Origin of the sequence: Jonesia denitrificans DSM 20603, assembly GCF_000024065.1 — a bacterium.
GTDB lineage: Bacteria > Actinomycetota > Actinomycetes > Actinomycetales > Cellulomonadaceae > Jonesia > Jonesia denitrificans.
The window spans coordinates 1149745-1173469 of the sequence record NC_013174.1; the positions used below are offsets into that span (position 1 = coordinate 1149745).

At 56.0% G+C, this 23725-nt stretch carries 25 protein-coding genes; 19 read left to right on the forward strand and 6 right to left on the reverse strand.

The window, feature by feature from the left end; all coding sequences use genetic code 11:
- Positions 1 to 82 precede the first annotated feature (82 nt).
- The 11 genes from ftsZ (at position 83) to JDEN_RS05450 (ending at position 10635) form a co-directional block, all read left to right on the forward strand.
- A complete protein-coding gene (ftsZ, locus tag JDEN_RS05400) occupies positions 83 to 1405 on the forward strand; it encodes a cell division protein FtsZ (RefSeq protein ID WP_015771361.1) in 1323 nt (440 codons plus the stop codon).
- An 11-nt stretch (positions 1406 to 1416) separates the two neighbouring features.
- Positions 1417 to 2172 carry a polyphenol oxidase family protein gene (locus JDEN_RS05405; protein ID WP_015771362.1) on the forward strand — a complete coding sequence of 252 codons (756 nt, stop codon included), beginning with the start codon at positions 1417 to 1419 and terminating at the stop codon, positions 2170 to 2172.
- A 215-nt stretch (positions 2173 to 2387) separates the two neighbouring features.
- Positions 2388 to 2870 (forward strand): cell division protein SepF, encoded by a 483-nt coding sequence (locus JDEN_RS05410; protein ID WP_015771363.1) that lies wholly within the window; start codon positions 2388 to 2390, stop codon positions 2868 to 2870.
- A gap of 5 nt (positions 2871 to 2875) precedes the next feature.
- Complete coding sequence (locus JDEN_RS05415; protein WP_015771364.1) at positions 2876 to 3172, forward strand: YggT family protein; 297 nt, start codon at positions 2876 to 2878, stop codon at positions 3170 to 3172.
- A gap of 164 nt (positions 3173 to 3336) precedes the next feature.
- Positions 3337 to 3954, forward strand: a complete 618-nt coding sequence (locus JDEN_RS05420; RefSeq protein WP_015771365.1) for a DivIVA domain-containing protein — start codon at positions 3337 to 3339, stop codon at positions 3952 to 3954.
- 117 nt (positions 3955 to 4071) lie between these two features.
- Complete coding sequence (locus JDEN_RS05425) at positions 4072 to 4524, forward strand: TraR/DksA family transcriptional regulator (protein ID WP_015771366.1); 453 nt, start codon at positions 4072 to 4074, stop codon at positions 4522 to 4524.
- Between the two features lie 58 nt (positions 4525 to 4582).
- On the forward strand, positions 4583 to 5173 hold the full coding sequence (gene lspA, locus JDEN_RS05430; protein WP_015771367.1) for a signal peptidase II: 591 nt from the start codon (positions 4583 to 4585) through the stop codon (positions 5171 to 5173).
- On the forward strand, positions 5170 to 6111 hold the full coding sequence (locus JDEN_RS05435; RefSeq protein WP_015771368.1) for an RluA family pseudouridine synthase: 942 nt from the start codon (positions 5170 to 5172) through the stop codon (positions 6109 to 6111). Before lspA ends, JDEN_RS05435 begins: the two co-directional genes overlap by 4 nt.
- 11 nt (positions 6112 to 6122) lie before the next feature.
- Complete coding sequence (locus JDEN_RS05440; protein ID WP_226926593.1) at positions 6123 to 6617, forward strand: GNAT family N-acetyltransferase; 495 nt, start codon at positions 6123 to 6125, stop codon at positions 6615 to 6617.
- 61 nt (positions 6618 to 6678) lie between these two features.
- On the forward strand, positions 6679 to 10224 hold the full coding sequence (gene dnaE, locus JDEN_RS05445) for a DNA polymerase III subunit alpha (protein ID WP_015771370.1): 3546 nt from the start codon (positions 6679 to 6681) through the stop codon (positions 10222 to 10224).
- On the forward strand, positions 10225 to 10635 hold the full coding sequence (locus JDEN_RS05450) for a pyridoxamine 5'-phosphate oxidase family protein (protein WP_015771371.1): 411 nt from the start codon (positions 10225 to 10227) through the stop codon (positions 10633 to 10635).
- Here the strand turns inward: JDEN_RS05450 and JDEN_RS05455 are convergent.
- On the reverse strand, positions 10632 to 10886 hold the full coding sequence (locus JDEN_RS05455; protein ID WP_015771372.1) for an RNA-binding S4 domain-containing protein: 255 nt from the start codon (positions 10884 to 10886) through the stop codon (positions 10632 to 10634). The two genes, JDEN_RS05450 and JDEN_RS05455, sit on opposite strands and share 4 nt — an antisense overlap.
- 131 nt (positions 10887 to 11017) lie before the next feature.
- Between JDEN_RS05455 and hisD the strand changes: the two genes are divergently transcribed.
- Positions 11018 to 12346, forward strand: coding sequence for a histidinol dehydrogenase (gene hisD / locus JDEN_RS05460; RefSeq protein WP_041287836.1), 1329 nt, complete (start codon positions 11018 to 11020; stop codon positions 12344 to 12346).
- Positions 12347 to 12387: 41 nt separating this feature from the next.
- A complete protein-coding gene (locus JDEN_RS05465) occupies positions 12388 to 13170 on the forward strand; it encodes a LacI family DNA-binding transcriptional regulator (RefSeq protein ID WP_083775122.1) in 783 nt (260 codons plus the stop codon).
- A 52-nt stretch (positions 13171 to 13222) separates the two neighbouring features.
- Here JDEN_RS05465 and JDEN_RS05470 read toward each other — a convergent pair whose 3' ends face one another.
- Entirely contained in the window at positions 13223 to 15589 is a 2367-nt protein-coding gene (locus JDEN_RS05470; RefSeq protein WP_015771375.1) for a RecQ family ATP-dependent DNA helicase, read from the reverse strand.
- 277 nt (positions 15590 to 15866) lie between these two features.
- Here JDEN_RS05470 and JDEN_RS05475 point away from each other — a divergent pair, with 277 nt between their 5' ends.
- The 6 genes from JDEN_RS05475 to JDEN_RS05500 are packed head-to-tail and all read left to right on the forward strand — an operon-like array spanning position 15867 to position 20251.
- Positions 15867 to 17027 carry a histidinol-phosphate transaminase gene (locus JDEN_RS05475; RefSeq protein WP_015771376.1) on the forward strand — a complete coding sequence of 387 codons (1161 nt, stop codon included), beginning with the start codon at positions 15867 to 15869 and terminating at the stop codon, positions 17025 to 17027.
- Positions 17024 to 17635, forward strand: coding sequence for an imidazoleglycerol-phosphate dehydratase HisB (gene hisB, locus JDEN_RS05480; RefSeq protein ID WP_015771377.1), 612 nt, complete (start codon positions 17024 to 17026; stop codon positions 17633 to 17635). Before JDEN_RS05475 ends, hisB begins: the two co-directional genes overlap by 4 nt.
- The gene (locus tag JDEN_RS05485) at positions 17632 to 18075 is read left to right on the forward strand and encodes a hypothetical protein (RefSeq protein WP_015771378.1); all 444 of its coding nucleotides are present in this window, start codon (positions 17632 to 17634) and stop codon (positions 18073 to 18075) included. The genes hisB and JDEN_RS05485 overlap by 4 nt, the downstream gene beginning before the upstream one ends.
- A complete protein-coding gene (gene hisH / locus JDEN_RS05490) occupies positions 18072 to 18719 on the forward strand; it encodes an imidazole glycerol phosphate synthase subunit HisH (protein ID WP_015771379.1) in 648 nt (215 codons plus the stop codon). The genes JDEN_RS05485 and hisH overlap by 4 nt, the downstream gene beginning before the upstream one ends.
- A gap of 60 nt (positions 18720 to 18779) precedes the next feature.
- Complete coding sequence (gene priA, locus JDEN_RS05495) at positions 18780 to 19511, forward strand: bifunctional 1-(5-phosphoribosyl)-5-((5-phosphoribosylamino)methylideneamino)imidazole-4-carboxamide isomerase/phosphoribosylanthranilate isomerase PriA (RefSeq protein ID WP_015771380.1); 732 nt, start codon at positions 18780 to 18782, stop codon at positions 19509 to 19511.
- On the forward strand, positions 19508 to 20251 hold the full coding sequence (locus tag JDEN_RS05500) for an SseB family protein (RefSeq protein ID WP_015771381.1): 744 nt from the start codon (positions 19508 to 19510) through the stop codon (positions 20249 to 20251). Before priA ends, JDEN_RS05500 begins: the two co-directional genes overlap by 4 nt.
- Here the strand turns inward: JDEN_RS05500 and JDEN_RS05505 are convergent.
- The 4 genes from JDEN_RS05505 to JDEN_RS05520 form a co-directional block, all read right to left on the reverse strand.
- Positions 20248 to 20985, reverse strand: a complete 738-nt coding sequence (locus JDEN_RS05505) for a S1 family peptidase (protein ID WP_015771382.1) — start codon at positions 20983 to 20985, stop codon at positions 20248 to 20250. The two genes, JDEN_RS05500 and JDEN_RS05505, sit on opposite strands and share 4 nt — an antisense overlap.
- The gene (locus JDEN_RS12970; protein ID WP_049754432.1) at positions 20982 to 21698 is read right to left on the reverse strand and encodes a hypothetical protein; all 717 of its coding nucleotides are present in this window, start codon (positions 21696 to 21698) and stop codon (positions 20982 to 20984) included. The genes JDEN_RS05505 and JDEN_RS12970 overlap by 4 nt, the downstream gene beginning before the upstream one ends.
- The gene (locus JDEN_RS05515) at positions 21695 to 22051 is read right to left on the reverse strand and encodes a DUF1844 domain-containing protein (RefSeq protein WP_015771384.1); all 357 of its coding nucleotides are present in this window, start codon (positions 22049 to 22051) and stop codon (positions 21695 to 21697) included. Before JDEN_RS05515 ends, JDEN_RS12970 begins: the two co-directional genes overlap by 4 nt.
- A gap of 188 nt (positions 22052 to 22239) precedes the next feature.
- Positions 22240 to 23685, reverse strand: coding sequence for a catalase (locus JDEN_RS05520; RefSeq protein ID WP_015771385.1), 1446 nt, complete (start codon positions 23683 to 23685; stop codon positions 22240 to 22242).
- Positions 23686 to 23725: the final 40 nt, after the last annotated feature.

The following is a 23725-nucleotide window of genomic DNA, read 5'->3' on the forward strand; positions in this document are numbered from 1 at the left end:
TGGCGAAAATCTCACTCTCATGTAGAGGTTGAGGGTTTGCCAAGACATAAGGTTGACGGTCTACAGATCGAGAGGCATGGGCGTGACAACTCCCCAGAACTACCTAGCAGTGATCAAGGTGGTCGGTATCGGTGGTGGTGGTGTAAACGCCGTCAACCGGATGATCGAAGTTGGTCTCAAAGGCGTTGAGTTCATCGCCATTAACACTGACGCTCAGGCTTTGCTCATGTCCGATGCCGACGTCAAACTCGACGTCGGTCGTGAACTCACTCGTGGTCTGGGAGCAGGCGCAGATCCAGAAGTGGGCCGTAAAGCAGCTGAGGATCACGAAGATGAAATTGAGGATGTTCTTCGCGGCGCGGACATGGTTTTTGTCACCGCCGGTGAAGGGGGCGGAACCGGAACCGGTGGTGCCCCGGTCGTCGCGCGAATTGCTCGGTCGCTAGGAGCGTTGACCGTCGGAGTTGTGACAAGACCATTCTCCTTCGAGGGACGTCGCCGCGCGCTCCAGGCGGACTCGGGGATTGAAGCGCTACGTCAAGAGGTTGACACCCTTATCGTCATCCCCAACGACCGCTTGCTGTCCATGGCAGACAGGTCAGTCTCTGCCCTCGATGCATTCCACTCAGCAGACCAGGTTCTTCTTTCCGGTGTGCAAGGAATCACGGATCTCATCACCACCCCTGGACTCATTAACCTTGACTTCGCTGACGTGAAGTCGGTGATGCAAGGCGCCGGATCCGCTCTGATGGGGATCGGTTCAGCGCGTGGTGAAGACAGAGCAGTGCAAGCAGCAGAGTTGGCGATTTCCTCGCCGCTGCTGGAAGCCTCAATTGATGGGGCACATGGTGTGCTGATCTCCATTCAAGGTGGTTCTGACCTTGGACTTCAAGAAATCAACGAGGCTGCTCGCCTTGTGCAAGAGGCCGCGCATACCGAGGCGAACATCATCTTTGGTACTGTCATTGACGATGCGCTGGGTGATGAAGTACGTGTCACAGTCATTGCAGCTGGTTTTGATGGTGGCTCTCCTCAACCACGCAAGGAGAGCGCACACCTAGGAAGCTCGTCAGCCGCCCCGCAGGCACCGCACCGTGAAGTTCCAACACGTCGCGAAGAGCCGCCAGCAATGACTGGAGGACTCCGCGCTTTGCACCGTCCAGTTGTTCCCTTGGATGAACCTCAGGAACCATTGCCGTCGGCAGCTCCAACTGGTGAACGTCACTATGGGATGGCAGCATCTGAGCAGCCACAACCTCGTTTCATCCGTTCACCACAAGGTGCTTCAGCATCGTCGCCACACGATTCAACCCCTCCTGCACTCGAGGTACCTCGAATTTTTGATGAAGAACCAGTGCGCACACGGCGTGTCGATGACCTCGACGTTCCAGATTTCCTTAAATAGGGTGGTACTGGGTGATTCAATTCACGCACACTGACCACGGGCATCGAGTCTTTACGACCGATGCCCGTGGCGGTTTCTCGACGGGTCACTTTGGTGGGTTCAATCTGTCAGTAACAGTCGGTGAAGCCCGTGAGGTTGTGGAGCGAAACTTTTCTCTCCTCGATGACACGGTAGGCGCACGACTCCTGCTTGCTCGTCAGGTTCACGGAAACCAGGTCCATGTTGTTCAGTGCGACGGTGTCGTTTGTGCGACGCGACCACGGTTCCTTGGTGAAGGGGACGCGATTGTCACAGATTGCGTACATCGCGCGATCGCGGTTTATGTCGCTGATTGTGTCCCTATCGTGATTGAGACAGATTCTGCGTGGGTTGCTGTGGTGCATGCCGGACGCAGGGGTATTGAACTTGGGGTCATCCAACACGCGGCTGACCTGCTTCGAAAGATGTCAGGACAGGTTGCTCTCTTCGCGTCTGTGGGCCCTTCTATTTGCGTCACATGCTATGAGGTGTCACCACAGGTTGCTACCCAATTCCAGGATGATACGGATGAGGTTGGAGTCGTTGTGAGACCACCTGGCTCCACACGCCCTCACCTTGATTTGCGAATGACAGTGCGCGCGCAACTTGCTTACTGCGGGATTGAACACGCACTATTCGACGAGCGCTGTACGTATGAATCCGATACGTTGTACTCACATCGTCGCGCTACCCACGATGGCGTTGTGACCGGGCGTTATGTCATGGGTGTCGTGTCGCGAGATAGGTGATTGTGGACAACTTTCCACTGGAAACGTCTCGCACCAGGGCACCACGAGTTGACGGGAAAGTTGTGGGCGAACCTCATGGCTCTTCGGGCGTGTCGCACTGATGGTGGGCAGCGGCTGGGTTAGCGTAAATCAACACTGACCGCGATGTAGTACCAGTCCCCATGGGCTAAATCGCTCAACGGGTGTATCGGTTTTTGTCAGATAGGAGTGAAGCGATGGCGGGAGCGCTACGCAAGACGATGGAGTACCTAGGCATCGCGGAACAAAACCACGACCTCGAAGCCGAGTACGATGAGTACGAAGACGAGTATGACGAGGTTGAGGAATCCGTGATGGACACCTTTGACGCACAGGTCACTCCGATTCGCCGGGCAGTGACTGAACGTGAGGAGGACGCGGTCATGCACCACTCCTTGCCGCGCATTACGACCGTGCATCCACGGTCCTACAACGATGCTCGTGTGATTGGGGAGGCCTTCCGGTCTGGTACGCCGGTGATCATTAACCTTTCTGATATGGATGAATCAGACGCGAAGCGGCTCGTGGACTTCTCATCGGGGTTAATCTTCGGTCTGAACGGATCAATCGAGCGGGTCACCGCGAAGGTTTTCCTTCTTTCCCCACAGAACGTTGAAATTGCCGCCAATGGTTCGGACGCCCGTGATGGGTCCCGACAGAGTTTCTACAATCAGAGCTGAGACGCGTGAGCCTCATCTTTTCCTTCATAGCCATGGTCCTATGGGTTTATCTCATCGCTCTCATCGGGCGCGCAGTGTTCGGCTGGGTTCAAGTGTTCGCCAGGGACTGGCGTCCACGCGGATTTTTGCTCGTTGTTGCAGAGAGTATCTATACGATCACTGATCCGCCGCTTCGTGCGCTGTCGCGGATCATCCCGCCGATCCGTATTGGGAGCATAGCTCTTGATGTAGGTTTCATGTTGTTGTTTATTGCGGTTGCATTCCTCATGCAGCTCTTTTGGGTACTTGCGGCAACAGCATGACAGCGCTACAGCGGCGAACGCGGAGTGCGGGTGGAATTCCGCACACCATGCGGGTCTGTCGGAACGAAACGTCAGGCAAGCAACTACACTAAGATGTCGAGCTGGTCGTACTGATCGCCAGGCGAGAGTTTCAACACCAGCGCACCAAAGAGATGGAGACTACGGTGGCACTGCTTACACCAGACGAAGTGCTGAACAAGAAATTCCAGGTAACGAAGTTCCGCGAGGGTTACGACATGGTGGAGGTCGATGACTTCCTCGACCTCGTTCTTGGGACCCTGCGTGCTGTGTACGTGGAAAACGACGAGCTCAAGGCAAAGGCTGAAGAAGCCGAATCTCGAGTCGCAGAGTTGAGCCGCGAACTTGCTGAGGTGAAATCTCAGCCAGCAGCGACACAGCCAGCTGCTGCACCAGAGCCGCGTAACGATGAAGTTGCCAGCGATGGTCGTGAAACTCCACATGAGCCTGAAATGGCGACAGGCATTATTCAGATGGCCCAAAAACTGCATGATGACCACGTCCGTGCTGGCCAAGAAGAAGCAGAACGCCTTGTTGGCGAGGCGCGCGAAGAAAGTTCACGGATTGTGGGCGAAGCTGAGGAAGTATCGCGACGCACTCTTAACCAATTGGAACAGGAACGATCGACTCTCGAGGGCAAGATCGACGAGTTGCGCACGTTTGAGCGGGATTACCGTCTTCGTTTGAAGTCCTACCTGCAGAACCTGTTGGGCGACCTTGACCAACGGGCAAGTGGCGTCAGTTCTAGTTCAACCGCAATCTAGCGGCCGTACGTCTTTTCCGGCCGACGCGCATTTCACCCGCTGTTGTGACCTTGGCGGGGAAGTGCGCGTCGGCTTTTGTGGTTGAATTCCGCTATTGCTTCATGTGAAAGGCAGATTATGGCGACAAGTGAACAAGCCGCAGTGCAAGCCACTGAACGGTTTTCCCACCTCGACGCACCAACGATCCCAGTGCGCGATGGTGAAGAGCAGTGGACGGCTCAGGAAATTTTTGCGGTGGCCCAGGCGCTCCTTGACGAAGACGTGCGGCTGCGGCAAGAAATTGATGAAGCCCACGCTGACCTCAGCGAGTACTTGCGCAACTCTGGCGAGGGGTCGGGTGATGACCAAGCTGATTATGGTTCATCTGCCTTGGAGCGTGAGCAGGAACTGACTTTGGTGAACAACACCCGAGATCTTCTGGAGCAAAATCAACGTGCCATTGCGCGACTCGATGAAGGAACCTATGGGGTCTGCGAGAACTGTGGTGGCCCCGTCGGTAAAGCACGTCTAGAAGCCTTTCCCCGGGCTACTTTATGTGTAACCTGCAAGCAGCGCGAAGAGCGCCGGTGACGCTCATCAATCGGTGCATCGTTGAGTTGCGTGACTCGGACGTGCGACGATAGAGACGATGACTGAGACTTCTTCAGCACCTCATCCGTTAGGGGTGGGACGTGCGCTTCGTTTATTGTTGCCTTTGGCGATCCTTGTGACAGGTGCTGATCAACTGACAAAACAGTGGGCCCTCAACGAGCTGTCCTTAGGTCATGCTGCGACCCCATTGATTGGTGACTGGATTGGGTTACGGCTTGTCTTTAACCCCGGGGCTGCTTTCTCGTTTGGAAGCGGTTCAACATGGATCTTGACCATCGTTTCGTGTGCGGTTGTCGTCTACATTGTGGTGGTTGCCAGGAAGCTGACATCGCGGGTGTGGTTGGTGACCCTCGCGCTGCTTCTCGGTGGCGCACTGGGTAACCTCCTTGATCGCCTGTTCCGCGATCCTGGTTTCCCGACAGGTCACGTTGTTGACTTCATCGATTACGGGCCTTTTGTTGGAAATGTGGCTGACATCTTCATCGTAGGTGCAGCAGGTGCATTGGCTGCATTGAGCCTTTTCAGGGTGCCTGCTTTCGCTACATCCCAAGGGCCGCAGCCAGCAGCTGAATCGCTCGAAAACGGGCGCGAAGGACCGCTAGAGAACGATGAAGTAGGGCGGTCATGAGCCGGGATCACCGTTCCTTTCCTGTTCCAGATGGGCTTGTTGGACAACGTGTTGACGCGGCCTTAGCACGGATGTTGGGACTGTCACGTAGTGCAATTCTCGCGGCGTTCGACGCAGGAGATGTTTATGTTGACGGTCGCCCTGCAGCAAAGGGCGACCGGATCGTACAGGGGGCAGTGATTGACGTTGTCCTTCCCGACCCACGGGAGGTCGATGCCACAGAGGATGAGCCGCAGCCGGTCCCCGGAATGCGCATCGTTCACGATGATGAACACATTGTTGTGGTGGACAAACCAGTAGGAGTTGCCGCCCACTCGGCGGTTGGCTGGTCTGGGCCGACAGTCGTTGGCGCGCTCGCGGCCGCTGGCTACCGTATTTCAACGTCCGGCGCAGCAGAACGGCAAGGTATTGTTCACCGCCTAGACGTTGGCACCTCAGGTCTTATGGTGGTGGCGAAGTCCGAGCTTGCGTACACTCGGCTGAAACGAGCTTTCCGAGAACGAACCGTTGACAAGGTGTATCACACCGTTGTCCAAGGTCACCCAGAACCGACAAAGGGTACGATAGACGCTCCGATCGGACGGCATCCGAAAGCGGAGTTTAAGTTCGCTGTGATGGCTGATGGTAAACGCTCAATCACTCACTACGAAGTGATGGAAATGCTCCCATCCGCGTCACTAGTAACTGTTCACTTGGAAACAGGTCGTACCCACCAAATACGAGTCCATTTCTCGGCGATGCGACACCCCTGTGTCGGTGACTCGATGTATGGGGCCGATCCGACACTCGCTCGCCGCACCGGGCTTGACCGGCAGTGGCTGCATGCCGTTGAGCTGTCCTTCGAGCATCCGGCAAGTGGTGAACGGTTCACGGTGGCATCTGAGTATCCACAGGACTTGCAGCAAGCGCTTGATGTGCTGCGCGGGGACTACGGTTAATGGTGAGTCGCGTGTCTCCTGCTTGTATAGAGGTTTTTGCGGTGGTCGATCAGCGCCATCTGCAGTGGGCGTTTGATGTCCGGCAGGAGGTCTTTGTCGTCGAGCAAGGGGTACCACTCAGTGAAGAACTGGATGACCTTGACCACGCGCAGACGACTACACATGTTGTTGCGGTGACGGCGCAGTCCCTTGAACTTGGTCGAGCGCTCGGAACCGCCCGCCTATTAGTCGATGCGCCTGGCAGCGTCCATATTGGTCGTGTCGCAGTCCGCAAAGAAGCGCGTGGCCAAGGGATAGGCGCGTTGCTGATGACAGCTTTAGAGCGAGTCGCACTGCGTAATCACCATGATGAACGTGGTGTCACCGTTGCTCTCTCAGCCCAGGAAACTGCCTTACCATTTTATGAGTCTTTGGGTTACACGCTTGTTGATGAACGACGGTACTTAGATTGTGATATTTGGCACCGTGACATGGCTCATGACCTGTTCCTTGATGAGTCGCGGTGATGTGAGATAGTTGGTCGGCGCGCACCGTGGTGAACGCAATGGAGGCCGCTAGACTGCTGACATGGCTTCCTCGAACGCGGATTTTGTGCATCTTCATGTCCACACCGAATACTCCATGCTTGATGGGGCAGCGCGGCTGGATGACTTGTTCCAAGAGACAGCACGACTTGGGCAGCACACGATTGCGACAACGGACCACGGGTACATTTTTGGGGCCTACGAGTTCTGGTCCAAAGCCCGTGCAGCAGGTGTCAAGCCCATCATCGGAGTAGAAGCGTATTTGACACCCGGGACAAGCCGCTTTGACCAAACACGCCGCCTGTGGGGAGAGCAGTCACAGCGAGAAGACGACGTGTCAGCACGTGGTGCCTATACTCACTTCACCTTGTGGGCACGGAACAATGAGGGTCTTCACAATCTCTTTCGAATGAGTTCTTTGGCTTCGCTTGAAGGACAAATGGGGAAGTGGCCGCGAATGGATCGCGAACTGCTCCAAACATATTCTGAGGGTTTAATTGCCTCTAGCGGTTGTCCTTCGAGCGAAGTGCAAACTCGGCTACGACTTGGCCAGTTTGACGAAGCTCTCCGCGCCGCAGGGGAGATGCAAGAGATCTTTGGTAAAGAGAATTTCTACGTTGAACTGATGGATCACGGGCTATCTATCGAGAATCGCGTTCGCTCTGAACTGCTTGAGGTGGCTCGTAAGATTAACGCTCCGCTCGTGGCAACAAATGATTCTCACTATGTGCGTAGAGATGATGCTGCGTCACAAGAGGCACTGCTGTGCATTAACTCGGGATCAACGCTTCTTGATCCTGACCGTTTTAAGTTTGATGGAGACGGGTATTACATCAAGTCGGCGCAAGAGATGCGTGATTTGTGGCGTGATATCCCGGAAGCGTGTGACAACACGTTGCTCATCGCTGAGCAGTGTGATGTGTCATTCAATACCTCAGCCAACTACATGCCGAAGTTTCCATGCCCGCCGGGTGAAGACGAAACATCGTGGTTCATCAAAGAGGTGGAACGTGGGTTGCATGCGCGTTACCCGCAAGGGATCCCCGATGATGTCCGTGCGCAGGCCAAGTTCGAGATCAATGTCATCACACAGATGGGGTTCCCCGGGTACTTCCTTGTTGTGGCTGACTTCATTAACTGGGCGAAGAACAACGGTATTCGGGTGGGGCCAGGGCGTGGTTCAGGTGCTGGATCGATGGCAGCATACGCCATGCGGATCACGGACCTAGATCCGCTGAAACATGGGCTCATCTTTGAGCGCTTTTTGAACCCAGACCGGGTGTCCATGCCGGACTTCGATGTTGACTTTGACGAGCGCCGCCGTGGGGAAGTGATTCGTTACGTCTCGGAAAAATATGGCGAGGACCGTGTTGCGCAGATCGTGACGTATGGAACGATTAAAGCGAAACAAGCATTGAAGGATTCGTCGCGACTGCTTGGTTTTCCCTTCGCGATGGGTGAGAAGCTAACAAAGGCGATGCCTCCAGCGATCATGGGGAAAGATATTTCTTTGACAGGGATATTTGACCCACAAGACAAGAGGTACCACGAAGCCGAGGAATTCCGTCAACTTCATGCGGGAGATCCTGATGCGCAGCGTGTTGTGGAACTCGCAAAAGGCATTGAAGGGCTGAAGCGGCAGTGGGGCGTGCATGCTGCTGGTGTCATCATGTCCTCAGATCCACTGATCGACATCATCCCCATCATGCGTAGACCACAAGATGGTGCAGTGATCACTCAGTTTGATTACCCAACGTGTGAAACTCTTGGGTTGATCAAGATGGATTTCCTCGGATTGAGGAACCTTACGATTCTCGATGATGCACTGGATAATATTGTCCAAAACAACAAAGAGCCAGTCATTCTTGAGGATCTTTTGCTGGATGACCGCAAAACATATGAACTTCTTGCACGGGGGGAGACCCTTGGTGTGTTCCAGCTTGATGGCAATGGTATGCGTTCGCTTCTGCGCCTCATGCGCCCGGATAACTTTGAGGACATTTCGGCTGTTGGTGCGTTGTACCGCCCCGGCCCTATGGGTGCGAATTCGCACACGAATTATGCGCTGCGTAAGAATGGCCAGCAAGCGGTCACTCCTATCCATCCTGAGCTCGAGGAGCCCCTCGCTGAGATTCTTGGGAATACCTATGGTCTTATTGTTTATCAAGAGCAGGTGATGGCAATTGCGCAGAAACTTGCGGGGTACTCACTGGGCCAGGCAGACATTCTTCGCCGCGCAATGGGGAAGAAGAAGAAATCTGAACTTGACAAGCAATTTGAGATGTTTTCTCAGGGGATGATAGACCGCGGCTATTCTATGCAGGCAGTAAAAACGCTGTGGGATATTCTTGTTCCGTTTTCGGATTACGCGTTCAACAAAGCTCACTCGGCCGCCTATGGTGTGGTGTCCTATTGGACGGCATACCTGAAGGCGAACTATCCCACAGAGTATATGGCGGCTTTGTTGACTTCTGTGAAAGACGACAAGGATAAGTCAGCGCTGTACCTCAACGAGTGCCGGCGTATGGGGATCACAGTTCTCCCGCCGGATGTGAACTCGTCGTTAGCGAACTTTGCTGCTGTTGATCGGGACATACGTTTTGGGTTGACTGCCGTGAGGAACGTGGGGGGAAATGTTGTTGATGCCATTATTGCGACACGTGAAGATAAGGGAGAGTTCAGCTCGTTCACGGATTTCCTCGATAAGGTTCCTGCTGTTGTGTGCAACAAACGCACGATTGAATCCCTGATCAAGGCTGGCGCTTTCGATTCCCTTGGTCATCCACGGAAGGCGCTTCACATCATCCACGAACAGGCAGTGGATTCGGTTATTTCGGTGAAACGCAAAGAGGCTGAGGGGCAGTTTGATTTATTTGCAGAATTTGGTAGTGAACCTGAAGAGGGGATGTCCTTTTCCGTTGATGTTCCTATGCTTGATGACTGGGATAAAAAGCAGCTTCTCGCTTTTGAGCGTGAAATGCTTGGTTTATATGTCTCGGATCACCCTTTGTCAGGGATCGAACATGTTCTCACCCAAGCGTCGGATCTTGCCATCGCCAAACTGTTGGCTGATGAAGGGCGCCCCGATGGGTCAACTGTGACAATCGCGGGTCTGGTCACAACTGTGCAACGGAAGATGTCGAAGCAAGGTAACCCTTGGGCGTCGGCCACAGTTGAGGATCTTGATGGGTCCATCGACGTGATGTTCTTTGGGGAAGCGTATCTCGCTTACTCAGCTGTGTTAGCAGAAGACCAGGTCGTTGTGGTCAAGGGACGGATTCGCCGACGTGATGATTCCATGTCGCTGCAAGCGATGGAAGTGACGTTGCCTGATCTTTCGGTGAGTGATGAAGCGCCCTTGTTCGTCACGATTGCTGCCTCTCGATGTACTGAGCCGATTGTCGAGAAAATCGCAGAGATTTTGGGGACTCATCCCGGGAAGTCTGAGGTGCGTATCCGGGTGACGATGCCTGGACGCACCACTGTGGTGCGCTTGGCTGACGAATTTCGGGTCGAACGTAATCCTGCGTTGTCTGCGGAGTTGAAGGCTCTTTTGGGGGCAGCGAGCTTGACGCAAGGAGGAGTGTAAGTGGCTGGCGTGTTGTTAACCCCCGAGCAGCATATTTTTGTCACCGAACGACATTTGGCGACCTTGACGACGCTCCGTGCTGATGGGCGCCCCCATGTGGTTCCGGTCGCTTTCACTTGGGACGCAGATGCCGGTCTAGCCCGTGTGACTTCAAAGCGTACGTCGATGAAGGTGCGACACATTGAACGTGCTGGTGAGCAAGGAGCTCGGGTCGCTTTGTGTCAAGTTGACGGGGGACGGTGGCTCACACTCGAAGGGGTTGCCCGGGTGCGTGACGATCACAATAGTATTGCCGATGCGCGGGCGCGTTATGCACGCAGGTACCGTGAGTTAAGCGATGATCCAGAGCGCGTTGTTGTGGTGATCTCGGTGGACAAGGTGATGTCGTCGAGTTACATGTCCCGTGGTTAGTGTGGGCCAGCAGGTGTTATGACCTGCGCTGATAATGACGTTTGTGGGGTGGTCACTGTGACGATGTCCCCGTGGATGAGTTGGCGTCCCCGGCGTTTTTCCAGTTCTCCATTGACGTAGACGTTGTCGTCCTCAATGAGGTCTCGGGCGTGTGCTCCTGATTCCGCTAGTGATGCGAGTTTGAGGAACTGGCCGAGTCGAATCATGGTGTCTCGGATAGTGACGAGGTGAGGCGGTGGGCTGCTGTGCATTGTTGTCCTTGTGGGGTGTTGGTGATCGGTGCTGTGATGACACTAACGTGTTTGTCGGGATGACACTAACGTGTTTGTCGGGTGGTGAGAAAGTCGTTGGTGCGCGTGGTTGTCAGTCGTAGGATGGTGGTGTGATGAAACGATGCGATTTCAGAGGTCAGACTTTTACCCAGCGTGAGTTGATTGACGCTTTGCCGCGTGCTGAGGTGTCCGTTGATGACGCCGCGCACATCGTTGAACCCATGTTGGCCGGGGTTCGAGAACGAGGCGCTGCGTATCTGCGCGAGTTGTCTGAGAAGTTTGACTCTGTGCGTCCTCATCATCTTCGTGTTCCAGCCAACGCGTTGACATCCGCGCTGAAGACGTTGGACCCAATGGTTCGCGCTGGTCTTGAAGAGGCGATCACTCGGGTGCGTGCGGTACACAAAGCGCAACGTCCTCACGATTTTACTGTGGAGGTTGCCGCAGGGGCATCCGTTCGACAGCGGTGGATTCCTGTGGCGCGTGTAGGGCTCTACGTGCCCGGTGGGTTGGCTGTTTACCCCTCGTCTGTGATCATGAACGTTGTTGCGGCGCAGGAGGCAGGAGTGCAGTCTTTGGCGGTGGCTTCACCACCTCAGGCACGCCACGGTGGACTACCGCACCCCACGATTCTTGCGGCCTGTGAGCTTTTGGGCGTGTCAGAGGTGTACGCGGTCGGTGGTGCCGGTGCGATTGGGATGTTTGCGTACGGGGCTGCGGGCAGTGAACCCCAAGATGGTGAGTGGTTGTGTGAACCTGTCAATGTCATCACTGGTCCGGGCAATGTTTTTGTTGCGGCTGCGAAACGGCTCGTGCGTGGTCATGTCGGTATTGATGCTGAAGCAGGCCCCACAGAAATTGCCATTCTCGCTGATGACACTGCGAGTGTTGAACACGTCGTAGCTGATTTGATTAGTCAAGCCGAGCACGATCCACAGGCTGGGTCTGTGTTGGTGACGATGAGTGAGTCGCTTGCGGATCAGGTGGCGCAAAGCATTGGTGACGTTGCTGGCCGCACGAAGCATGCTGAGCGTGTTGTTGAGGCTTTGTCTGGCCCTCAGTCTGCCATTGTGCTAGTGGATGACCTGGACCAGGGAGTTGCTGTTGTTGATGCTTATGGGGCTGAGCACCTTGAGATCCAGACAGCGGATGCATCACGTGTTGCCGACAGGATCACGAACGCTGGTGCGATTTTTGTTGGTCCGTATTCTCCCGTGTCTTTGGGGGACTACATGGCAGGGTCGAACCACGTGTTGCCTACTGGGGGGTGTGCAGCCTTTACGTCAGGGTTGGGTGTTCACTCATTTGTTCGTGCGGTGCAAGTGATCGAGTACACGCGTGACGCGCTGGCTGAACTTGAGGGCAGGATCGTCGCTCTTGCCGATGCAGAGGACCTTCCCGCGCACGGTGAAGCTGTGACAGCGCGTTTCGATCAGTGAGCCGTCACCTGCGGGTGAGACGGGCGTACTAGCATGTCCCTATGACTGGAGATTATGTGAGGCACCAAGCAGGCACGAGGGTCACAGCAACGCAGGTTGCTCGACATGCTGGCGTGTCGGTGGCGACGGTGTCGTTGGTCGTCAACGGTAAACATCGTGGGCGTGTCTCTCCAGCAAATGTGGACAAGGTTCGCCGATCCATTGCGGAGCTAGGTTATGTGGTGGATCGTGTTGCGAGTTCCTTGTCGAAAGGTTCTTCTGATCTGGTGATTCTTATTGCACCCGATATTTCGAATCCCTTTTTCGCGGGTGTGATTGCCGGTATTAAACAGGTGTTGGGGGATCGGTACCAGTTATTGGTTTCTGTGACGGATGACGGTAATTTGCCCCGGGCGCAGGAGATTCGGGCTTCGTTGGAGTTTCGTCCTGCCGCTCTTTTGGTGTTTGCTCCTGCACAATCGTTTGTCGATGAGGTGCGTGGGGCAGCCCCGATGGTGCTCATTGATGCTCCGGGCATGGAACATATTGGTCCAACAATCAACATTGATATTCAGGCATACGGCGTGATTGGTGCGGCTCGCGCGCTGGGGTTACGTATCCCTGATGATCTGTCAGTGGCGTCGTTTGACAACTTGTCGTACTCGGCGATTTCGTCACCCTCCCTCACGTCTGTGGAGTTACCATCTGGGGAACTTGGACAGGCTGCTGCCCGGGTCGCGTTATCGCTCATTCAGGGCGAGGCAGTCCCAGTTACCCATGAAGTGTTTGCTGGACAACTGCATGTACGCGAATCGACCGCTGCGTATCACGGCCAGGGTGCTTGATCGTTGTTGTGACGTACAGGGGTAGCTCGCGCTTGTGCTTTGTACGCGTCCACTAAGCCTGCTGGGCGAGAACAAAAGGGTGCACTGTTGATGCACCGAGTAGTTTGAGTGTGCGTGCAGCAACTGTCAGTGTCCACCCAGATTGGGTGTAGTCGTCAATGAGAAGCACCTGTTTTCCAGGTAGGCCGCGCTGTGCACCATCACTGAGTTCTGGCACGAGGCGTTCGGTCACAGCGATGAGTCGTGTTGCTGAGTTGACATCATGGCGGCTGGGCGTAGGGGTTTTATACCCGAAGGTGCCAACGAGCGGTACGCCCAACCAAGAAGCGAGGCCAGTGGCCAGATGATGTGTCAAACGGGGCCGGGTCGCTGATTTAATGGCAATAACGCCGTCGATGTGCTTGCTGATGTCCCAGCGCTGCAGTACCTCAACACTTGCGTGCCGTAGCGGGACGGGAAGTTCGCCGTCAGTGTCAGCAAGAACTTCACGCAGAACCCGTGCCCACAAAACAGAGTCGGTGCGCGCAATGGCGCGTCCTTCATCTGCTTGTTCATGAGCCGGGATGCGGCCAGAAAGCGCAAGTGTGTGGTCACGTAGACCACTTGGCCACATTTTTCGTGGTTCAATCTGGAGCCCCTGATCGCCGGTGCGTTCGGACAAATGTGCGACAGCGCCTGGCGTGGGTTGAGTAGGAAGTGATAGTGCGCCGCAGTTATCGCATCGGCCGCATCGAGTGTCTGCGGTGATGTGGGGGTCATCGAGTCGCATCCGCAGGAAAGTTGATCGGCACTGCGTGGTCGTCACGTAGTTGATCATGTCTTGCTGTTCCCGGGCGCGTGCCTGTGCGATTCGTTGATATCGGGCGGTATCGTAATGCCACGGCTGCCCTGTTCCCCGCCATCCGCCGCGGACCTTGCGGACTGCACCATCGACACTGAGTACTTTGAGCATCAGTTCAAGCCGGGCTCGTTTCACCTCCACTTGTGTTTCGAGGGCAGGAACTGACAACGCGGAATCCTGTGCATCTGCCTGGTTGAGAAGGTCAAGGACGGTATGGACTGTGTCGGGGTCAGGAAAAGACAGCGAGGAAAAATACTCCCAGATTTTACGGTCTTCTGGTGCAGCAAGCAGGACAGCGGTCGCTGCGTCAACTGAACGCCCTGCCCGACCGACTTGTTGGTAATAGGACACTGGGGAGTCAGGGCTGCCAAAGTGGATGACAAACCTCAAGTCTGGTTTATCAAATCCCATACCTAGAGCGGAGGTGGCAACTAACGCTTTAATGCGGTTGTCACGAAGCGCTGCTTCCCGTTCGACACGTTCTTCGTCAGGTGTTTGCCCGGTGTAACTCGCCACATCATGGCCAGCAGACCTCAGGGCTTGGGCTACTTCCTCCGCTTGTGCGACCGTGAGGGTGTAAATGATGCCAGAGCCACGAAAATTATTCATTGCGTCGATTACCCACGCGAGTCGGTCAACCGCTGTCGGTAACGTGACGACTGCTAAATGCAGCGATGTCCGTTCGAGATTGCCCCGTATGACAGTGACAGATGTGGCGTCACTGCCGTCAGGTGCGGCCGATGCTTCCGCTAATTGTGCGGCAACATCCACAGTGACTCGCTCGTTAGCGGTTGCAGTCGTCGCGAGGACTGGGCAGCCAGGAGGCAGAGAAGCCAAAACATCGCGGATGCGACGGTAATCGGGACGGAAATCGTGGCCCCAATCTGACACGCAATGCGCTTCGTCGACGACAACAAGACCAGCTGACTGTGCCAACGAGGGGAGGACGTCATGAACAAACTGAGGATTATTCAGTCGTTCAGGTGAGATGAGGAGCAGATCAACGCCTCCTGAGGCGATCTGTTCCTGGATGTCGTCCCACTCGTGAACGTTGGAGGAGTTCACTGTCACGGCATGCAGACCAGCACGGCTTGCAGCACGGATCTGATCGCGCATCAATGCAAGAAGAGGAGAAATAATGACAGTTGGTCCCTGCCCTTGCTCGCGCAATAGTGCAGTTGCCACGAAATAGACCGCTGACTTGCCCCAGCCAGTTCGTTGGACAACAAGAACACGCTCTGAGTGGACAACTAGCCGCTCAATAGCGTGCCATTGATCGTCGCGAAAGCGTGCATCCTCGTGTCCTGTGAGTGCCCGAAGCAGAGACGTGGCGTGCTCCTGCAGGTCCTCAGCTGTAACTGGCATACCGCTGTTAGTAGCGTGAGCAACAACATCGTGATCACCCACATCAGCTGTGACACTGGGAAGCGCTGCAGGAGCACTGCTGTGCGATGAATCCTGGGCTGCCATGCCGTCGCGTGCATCAGTGGAAGACACACCCCAGGCCATCCCATCACCGTGTGGTTTCGGGGTGCGCCGCTGTTGCGCTAACCGAGCAAGCTTGTCCATATCCGGCATTGCATCAAAAATCTTTGGGCCTTTGGCCGCAACTGGGCCAAGGACCGGCTGTGACGTTGCCTCCCCCTCACTTTCAGCTGGGGATCCGGAAGGCGATGCAGAGGAAAACGAAGGCATTGCCCAAGCCTAACGAACCTCACCGGTTCCAGTGAACGATCCACAGACAACCAGGCGTCCGCCCATCAGACTGGTACCGCGCATCGGTAGGCGCACACCCACCCAACCGCCCATCGGACACGGCCAGTAAAGACACCTGTAGACCACTAGACTGACACACGTGACGAACGAGAACCCAGCAACCCAACCCCTCACCCAGCGCCTCGCGCTCCCGCTTCGCGTCCCGCTCCGCGGTGAACACCCTTATGGTGCTCCCCAACTCGACGTCGCCCATCTTCTCAATACCAACGAAAATCCTTACTCACCCCCCGGTGAGGTTATCGCCGCGATCACTGACCGAGTCGCCCAGGTGGCGGCAACGCTCAACCGGTATCCTGACCGCGATTTCCACGAACTCCGGCACGCTTTAGCGGCCTACCTATCGAGCGATACGGGTGTCGACGTCGCTGCGGACAACATCTGGGCGGCAAACGGGTCAAATGAAGTGATGCTTCACATCCTCCAAGCCTTTGGTGGCCCAGGACGCACCGCACTGGCTTTCGCTCCCACCTACGCCATGTACCGCGAATACGCGCGCAACACCGCCACTAACTACCAAGAAATCCCCCGCAATGCAGACTTCACCATCGGCCTCGAAGACGCCCGTGCAGCAATCCGCACACACCAGCCGTCGGTGATCTTCCTCACGAGCCCCAATAATCCGACCGGCACCGCTATGCCGCTCTCTGACGTGGAAGCGATTGCTCAAGAAGCGCAACAACTTCGTATCGACGGAGCTCCCGCGCTCGTCGTCGTCGACGAAGCATACGCAGAGTTCCGGCGTACTGGAACACCCTCGGCAACAGAGCTCTTGTCTGTCTACCCCCATGTCATCGTTACCCGCACCATGTCAAAAGCGTTCGCGCTCGCCGGAGCACGGGTCGGTTACCTTGCTGCACACCCAGACATTGTCGATGCGCTGCGCATCGTCCGATTGCCCTACCATCTCTCGAGTGTGACTCAAGCAGTAGCACTCGCCGCCCTCGACACAGCCGACCTGCTCCAGGAGCAGGTCGACACCATCAGGAAGAACAGAGACCGGTTGGTAGACTGGCTGCGTACCTGCACAACGCAAGGCCGACCACTCACTGTCGCGGATTCGGACTCCAACTTTATTTTCTTTGGACTGTTTGAGGACCGAGACGCGCTGTGGGCCCGGCTCCTGCATCACGGTGTCCTCGTCCGCCAATCTGGACCAGCTGGATGGCTACGCGTGACCATCGGAACCGACTCAGACATTGACGCATTCACGACCGCACTGACGAAAGAGCTTGACCAGTGACCACCACCGCACCACGGACAGCGCGCGTCGAACGCGCCACCTCAGAATCCTCTGTCACCGTCGAACTGAACCTCGATGGAACCGGCGCAACCACAATCAACACGACAGTGCCGTTCTTTGACCACATGCTGACAGCATTAGGAAAGCACTCACTGATCGACCTCACCGTCGAAGCTCACGGTGACACACACATCGACGCACACCACACCGTGGAAGACACCGCCATTGTGATCGGCGAAGCACTACGCATCGCTTTGGGGGATAAGGCCGGAATCTCACGATTTGGCGACGCGATGGTACCCCTCGATGAAGCCCTCGCACAAGCAGTTGTTGATGTCTCCGGCCGCCCCTACCTCGTCCACAGCGGTGAACCAGAAGGACAGGAATACCACCTCATCGGCGGACACTTCACGGGCTCCCTCACCCGCCATGTTCTGGAATCAATCGCCCACCACGCAGGAATTTGCATTCACATGCGCGTGCTCGCCGGCCGAGACCCCCACCACATCGTCGAAGCACAATTTAAGGCCCTTGCGCGTGCTCTACGCAGTGCCGTTAGCACCGATGACCGTATCAGCGGCATCCCCTCCACGAAAGGGGCGCTATGAGCAACACATCACCTGCAGTGACAGTGCTCCTCACTCAGGTAGCCACTGCCCAGGCACTCGCGGCCGCCTGCGCAATGTCCGGGGCAAAAGTGTGGTGTGTAGATTCGCCTATTGGTGCGTACGCTGTCACTCAGCCCAACCAAAGTGGTGAGCAACTCGCCGCGGCACTCACTGCGCTGGCAAAACAAGCGCCCGCAGTGCTTGTCTCGGCGCATGACGGGCAGATTCACGCGTCCCAGTGGGAAGAAGGAGCCAAAGTAGGCGACCTCCCACCAGGCCTCGTGCTGGATGGGGCACCTCACGAACTTGAGGACCTCCTGCTAGGACAAACGAGTATCGACACGCTACCGGACGTGGTTGACGCATCGACCATTTCCCGATTCAAAGCCATGCGGATGCTGGCGAAGAACGCACGTCAGTATCGGACGGAAAAGTCATGACCCAGCCACGCGTCTGTGTTCTCGATTATGGGTTTGGAAACGTGCGTTCAGCCGTGCGTGCGCTTGAACATGTCGGCGCCCAGGTCGAACTGACCGCTGACCCAGACACAGTGAGCAACGCTGATGGCTTGGTTGTGCCGGGTGTGGGAGCGTTCGCCGCCGTGATGGAAGGGTTACGGCAGGTGCGCGGAGATATGCTCATTGAGCGTCGACTCGCTGGTGGGCGTCCTGTACTTGGCATTTGCGTGGGCCTGCAAATCATGTTCGACCAAGGTGTGGAACATGGTGTCACAACACAAGGGCTTGGCCAATGGCCAGGTGTCGTTGAACGGCTCCAAGCCCCCGTTGTTCCGCACATGGGATGGAACACAGTTGATGCTCCCGCCGGATCGAGGCTCTTTCAGGGTATTGAGCAGGAACGATTCTATTTTGTCCATTCCTATGGGGTGCAACACTTCACCCTTGGTGTTGACGAGCCTGAAGACACAGTTTTTGTGCCACCACTGGTGACGTGGGCAACCCACGGCAGACCGTTTGTTGCAGCTGTAGAAAATGGGCCGCTCAGCGCCACCCAATTCCACCCAGAAAAGTCCGCGGATGCCGGAGCGCAACTCCTTACTAACTGGCTCACCACCCTGACCTGACCTTTGTGTTGTGGCCGAGTTATCCTCGACTGTGACACCGTGTTGTGAAGAAAGAATGAGATGACCACGAGACTTGAACTCCTTCCTGCCGTTGATGTTGTGGATGGGCAAGCTGTCCGCTTAGTGCAGGGAGAAGCCGGCTCCGAAACGCCATATGGGGATCCACTGACTGCAGCGCAGGAATGGCGTGACCATGGTGCGGAATGGCTCCATCTCGTGGATCTCGACGCAGCGTTTGGGCGAGGAAGCAACGCGGACCTCCTCAAGGAGGTGATTGCTTCAGTGGATATACGCACAGAGTTATCCGGGGGGATCCGTGACGATGAGTCACTTCGGCGAGCGTTAGACACTGGTTGTACGCGCATTAACCTTGGTACTGCAGCAATCGAAAATCCCCAGTGGACGGCTCGCGTCATTGCTGAGCATGGTGACCGGATTGCAGTAGGTCTCGATGTTCGAGGGTCCACACTTGCCACACGAGGATGGACCCGCGATGGTGGTGACCTCTGGGAGATGATTGACCGTCTGAACGCTGCCGGTTGTACTCGTTATGTGGTGACAGATGTGACCAAGGATGGCACACTCACTGGCCCCAACGTTGATCTACTCGCTCGTGTATGTGCAGCTACAGATGCGGCTGTTGTCGCATCCGGCGGTATTTCCACGCTCGAAGATCTGACGGTGCTCCGGGGCCTTGTGCCACAAGGGATCGAAGGAGCAATCGTTGGCAAGGCGCTGTACACGGGCGCGTTCACTCTCCCAGAAGCGCTTGATGTTGCAGGTCGCCCATGACCGGTAAAGAACTCCCACCAGGTTCGCCGTTTGCGGGTGATGACGGTCGCGCTGACCCCGCGCTACTTGATGCGTTAGACAAGGCCACCCACTCAGACGTGTCAGTGGAAGAGGTGGTTGCGGCGTTAGGCAAAGCTCGCGTTCTCGTTCCGATCTTGGCTCAGCTTGATCAGGACGACTACACCCAGGACGGCCACCGTTACGACAAAGAAGCCTCGGCAGGTGTCGTGGCTTTGGAGTCGCCAGATGGTCGACGCGCACTGCCTGTGTTTACCTCGGTTGATGCGATGGCGACGTGGCGAACTGATGCCCGTCCCGTGCCCGTTGATGCACGGCGAGCCGCCTTGTCAGCGGTGTCAGAAGACTGGGCGTTGCTTGTCGTTGATCCAGGCTCACCGCACCAATGCCAGATACCACGTACCGCAGTGTGGGCACTGGCGCAGGGGAACCCATGGCGGCCGGCTGTTGTGGGTGGAGTAGTGACCGCAGATATTGACAACGAAATCCAACGGCTTGTTGCCCCTATCGACCATGTCCTGGCGGCACGAGCTCTTCCTGGTCGCAGTGCAGAGGTTGCGGTGTCACTGGTGATCGATCAGGCGTTGGCTCAAGCAGGCTTGCGTTATGTCCTTGGTCAAGTGCACCAGGCATTGGGGCAAAGCGACATTATTGCCGCTCGAGTTGATTCATTAGAACTGCGTGTTTCAGCTGGTCACACTCGTGAAGGGGCAGGCCATTAGTCACAGGTTGGTTCCTCAGCTTGGGTGAAGTCTGCAGGAGTGTCAAGCAGCGTCGTCAACGTCGATACCGGGATGAAGAACGTCTTTCCTGAACTCGATTTTGCATACACAACACCCACGACTTGACCCGACTCATTGAGGACTGCTGAACCTGAGCTACCGGGCTCGACTTCAGCATCAGCCACCGCCACTTGACCAAGGTTCTCATTGAGTGGGTCGTCCGTGTAATCAAGGACTGTGCCTGAAGTGAGAGTGAGTTGACCCCCATTGGGGTAACCGATGATGGATACCACGTCACCAATTTGGGGGTCCGCTGACGCAAGTACTGGTGATGCGTCAAGTTGTTGCGTCGTACGGACGATCGCCAAGTCTGCGAGGTTTGCAGATTGTGCACCAGTCACCTCGATGTCACGGCCGTCAGAGGTAGAAAGTTGCAGCTCGTTGGTTCCCTCAACAACGTGTTTATTGGTGACAAGAGTCTGCTGGTCGATAGCAAAGCCAGTACCACGAGTAACAGCGCTGCAGCCGACATTTCGCACCCGCACGGTCATGCGTTGTGCTTCAGAGAAACCATATGTCGTGATCCCACCTTCTGACTCTGGAATGAAGGTCATGTTGGGGACATAGGTGTCAGGGACTTCTGGTGGTTCTGGTGGGAGTGCCCCGCACCCCGTCACGAGCATAAGAGCGAGTGTGCTGGTCACACCAAAATGAGCCTTGCGGGTGTGCCTCACGACTCAAGTTCCTTCACCAGTGCGTTGTATCGTTCCGTGGCACCTTCGCAGGTTTCCGTGGCAGTTTGTGAGACGTCCGTTAGCTTTGTACGCGTTTCACCCAGGGTCTCTTCCAGCGATGAAATGATGTCGGTGTCTTGATCGCGGGCAGGTTTCGTACGTTCCGTCAGGAGATCTGATTGGTTGGATTGCAAAGTGACGAGGGTGTCAAGGACGCGTGTTTGTCGGGTAACGCATGATGCGAGGTCTGAAGAAACCCCGAGTGCTTCGGTCGCAATTTGAGCGGTGTCTTCTGCAAGGAGACGCTGTGTTTCACGATCATCACCCACCAATGCTTTCTCTGACGCAAGTTCAGTGATGCGAGATTGGGCGGTGCTCAATTGTTCTTGGGTCGTTGACAGTTGGGATTCAACATTGGCGAGTTCAGATTCCAACTGGGCAAGTTCGACACCCATCGTGTGTGCGTGTGCGTTGACTTCACGTCCATAATCTGACCACTGGCCAGCAAGACGAATCACGTAGACCAAGGCGATGACAAGCGCGACGATAAGGATCGCAGCGGTGAGGAGAAAGGGTAGCGCGCGTCGTTGCGCCCCGCCAGATGGGGATCGCTGGGCACCTGAGGGCGAATGTCGCTGCGTGCGATGCGAAGAACTATGAGGTGTTGACTGCGAATCGTTGGGGGGAAAGGAGGGTGGCGGAACGGTGCTCAACTGACATACCCCGTGTGCTTTTCCCCGGGGCCTTCTCCGGGTTCGTCTGGAATGATAGAAGCTTCACGAAACGCCAACTGCAGTGAGCGTAAACCGTCACGCAATGAACGGGCGTGGTGCGAACCAATGTCAGGTGCGGAAGCTGTGATGAGTGCGGCGAGTGCATTGATGAGCTTGCGTGCTTCGTCGAGATCCTTGAGGTCGTCACCTTCTGGTGCGAGGCCACACTTCACCGCTGCTGCGCTCATCAGATGGACCGCTGCAGTGGTAATAACTTCAACTGCTTGCACGTCAGCAATGTCCCGTGCTGCGTCGTGTGAAGTTGTGGGGGAGGAAGGCTCTGATGACGTCATAGGTCTATTGTCCATGACACACCCGTCTGAGAACACCAATCGTCGCCTGTGATCCGAACCTGTTGACGGATCTTTGCACGATGTTCACAGTCGTTTGCGGCGCATCGGCTACCATGCACAATGCCTGTGGGCAGCAGTGAACTGCCCACAGGCATCATGGTAGGTTGCGTGTCGTCAGCGAAACAGTGTCACTGTCCTACGCGTTCGCGCAGTGTTTGACCAAGTTGGCTGTCGACACTGCCCCAATATCCAAAGAATCGCTCCCGAACTTCTGGGCGGCTGATGGACTTGCCTTGGCCGGTGAGGGTGTCGATAAACCTCGAGCGTTGGTCATCAGTGAAGACCTCACGATAGAGGGTGCCCGCCTGACCGAAGTCGTCATCGTGCGTACGAAGCGTGTAGGCAGCGCGCAGCAGCGGCCCATCTGTTTCCCAGTTCACTTCGCCTGCGGCTGCTTCATTGGCTTCGGGGTATCCCAATGAGTTGGTGTTGTGGACTGGAACTTCATAGTCATTTGACACATATCGCATGTTGCCTTCGTGCTGGTAGTTCACAACCTCTGCAGCGTGCGGTTGGTTGACCGGCAACTGGTTGTAGTTTGTCCCGATGCGGTAGCGCTGTGCGTCAGGGTAGGCAAACATGCGTCCCATGAGCATTTTGTCAGGGGAAATGCCGGTGCCAGGAACCAGGTTGGACGGTGAGAAGGCCGCTTGCTCGATGTCTTGGAAGAAGTTGCGGGGGTTGCGGTTCAACGTCAATTCGCCCACTTTGATGCGAGGGTAGTCACTAAAGGACCAGATCTTTGTCAAGTCAAACGGGTTGAAGTGGTATGTTTTCGCGTCCTCATACGGCATGACCTGGACGTACATGTCCCACACGGGGTTGTCGCCGCGATCGATGGCGTCAAAGAGGTCACGACGGTAGAAGTCGGCGTCGGTTCCTGCGAGCCGTTCTGCTTCGTCGTTCGTCATGGATTCCACACCTTGTCGGGAGACAAAGTGGTATTTGACCCAGAACTGCTCGCCAGCCTCGTTTGCCCACGAGTAGGTGTGCGAGCCGTACCCGTTCATGTGGCGCCAGGTCTTTGGCAAGCCACGGTCGCCCATGAGGTAAGTCACTTGGTGTGCGGATTCTGGTGACAGCGTCCAGAAGTCCCACTGCATGTTGGAGTCGCGCAGCCCCTTGCCGTTGCGCTTTTGCGAGTGAATGAAGTCAGGGAACTTGATGGCGTCGCGGATGAAGAAGATGGGGGTGTTATTTCCGACAATATCGAAATTGCCTTCTGTGGTGTAGTACCGCAGTGCAAATCCGCGGACGTCACGCCAGGTATCGGGGGAACCTTGTTCACCGGCGACTGAGGAGAAACGCAGGAGTGTTTCGGTTGTGGCGCCTGGCTGGAAGACCGCCGCCTTGGTGTAGCGGGTGACATCTTCAGTGACGACGAATTCACCAAATGCACCGCCACCTTTTGCGTGGGGGTTGCGCTCTGGAACGCGTTCCCGGTTAAAGGACGCGAGTTTCTCCACGAGGAAGCGATCGTGGAGCGCGGTGACGCCATCGGGTCCGGTGGTCAGGGAGTGCTGGGAACTGGCAATGGGGGAACCATTTTGGGCAGTGGTGGGCTGTTCGGTCATAACCTGCTGTCCTTTTCTGTGTGGGTGGTGCAATGGGAAA

What these genes read in the sequence shown, in the direction of transcription:
- JDEN_RS05410 (WP_015771363.1), top strand. Translation starts at nt 2,388, where the DNA reads ATGGCGGGAGCGCTACGCAAGACGATGGAGTACCTAGGCATCGCGGAA.
- JDEN_RS05425 (WP_015771366.1), top strand. Translation starts at nt 4,072, where the DNA reads ATGGCGACAAGTGAACAAGCCGCAGTGCAAGCCACTGAACGGTTTTCC.
- lspA (WP_015771367.1), top strand. Translation starts at nt 4,583, where the DNA reads ATGACTGAGACTTCTTCAGCACCTCATCCGTTAGGGGTGGGACGTGCG.
- JDEN_RS05435 (WP_015771368.1), top strand. Translation starts at nt 5,170, where the DNA reads ATGAGCCGGGATCACCGTTCCTTTCCTGTTCCAGATGGGCTTGTTGGA.
- dnaE (WP_015771370.1), top strand. Translation starts at nt 6,679, where the DNA reads ATGGCTTCCTCGAACGCGGATTTTGTGCATCTTCATGTCCACACCGAA.
- JDEN_RS05455 (WP_015771372.1), bottom strand. Translation starts at nt 10,886, where the DNA reads ATGCACAGCAGCCCACCGCCTCACCTCGTCACTATCCGAGACACCATG.
- JDEN_RS05465 (WP_083775122.1), top strand. Translation starts at nt 12,388, where the DNA reads ATGACTGGAGATTATGTGAGGCACCAAGCAGGCACGAGGGTCACAGCA.
- JDEN_RS05470 (WP_015771375.1), bottom strand. Translation starts at nt 15,589, where the DNA reads ATGCCGGATATGGACAAGCTTGCTCGGTTAGCGCAACAGCGGCGCACC.
- JDEN_RS05485 (WP_015771378.1), top strand. Translation starts at nt 17,632, where the DNA reads ATGAGCAACACATCACCTGCAGTGACAGTGCTCCTCACTCAGGTAGCC.
- hisH (WP_015771379.1), top strand. Translation starts at nt 18,072, where the DNA reads ATGACCCAGCCACGCGTCTGTGTTCTCGATTATGGGTTTGGAAACGTG.
- priA (WP_015771380.1), top strand. Translation starts at nt 18,780, where the DNA reads ATGACCACGAGACTTGAACTCCTTCCTGCCGTTGATGTTGTGGATGGG.
- JDEN_RS05500 (WP_015771381.1), top strand. Translation starts at nt 19,508, where the DNA reads ATGACCGGTAAAGAACTCCCACCAGGTTCGCCGTTTGCGGGTGATGAC.
- JDEN_RS05515 (WP_015771384.1), bottom strand. Translation starts at nt 22,051, where the DNA reads ATGACGTCATCAGAGCCTTCCTCCCCCACAACTTCACACGACGCAGCA.
- JDEN_RS05520 (WP_015771385.1), bottom strand. Translation starts at nt 23,685, where the DNA reads ATGACCGAACAGCCCACCACTGCCCAAAATGGTTCCCCCATTGCCAGT.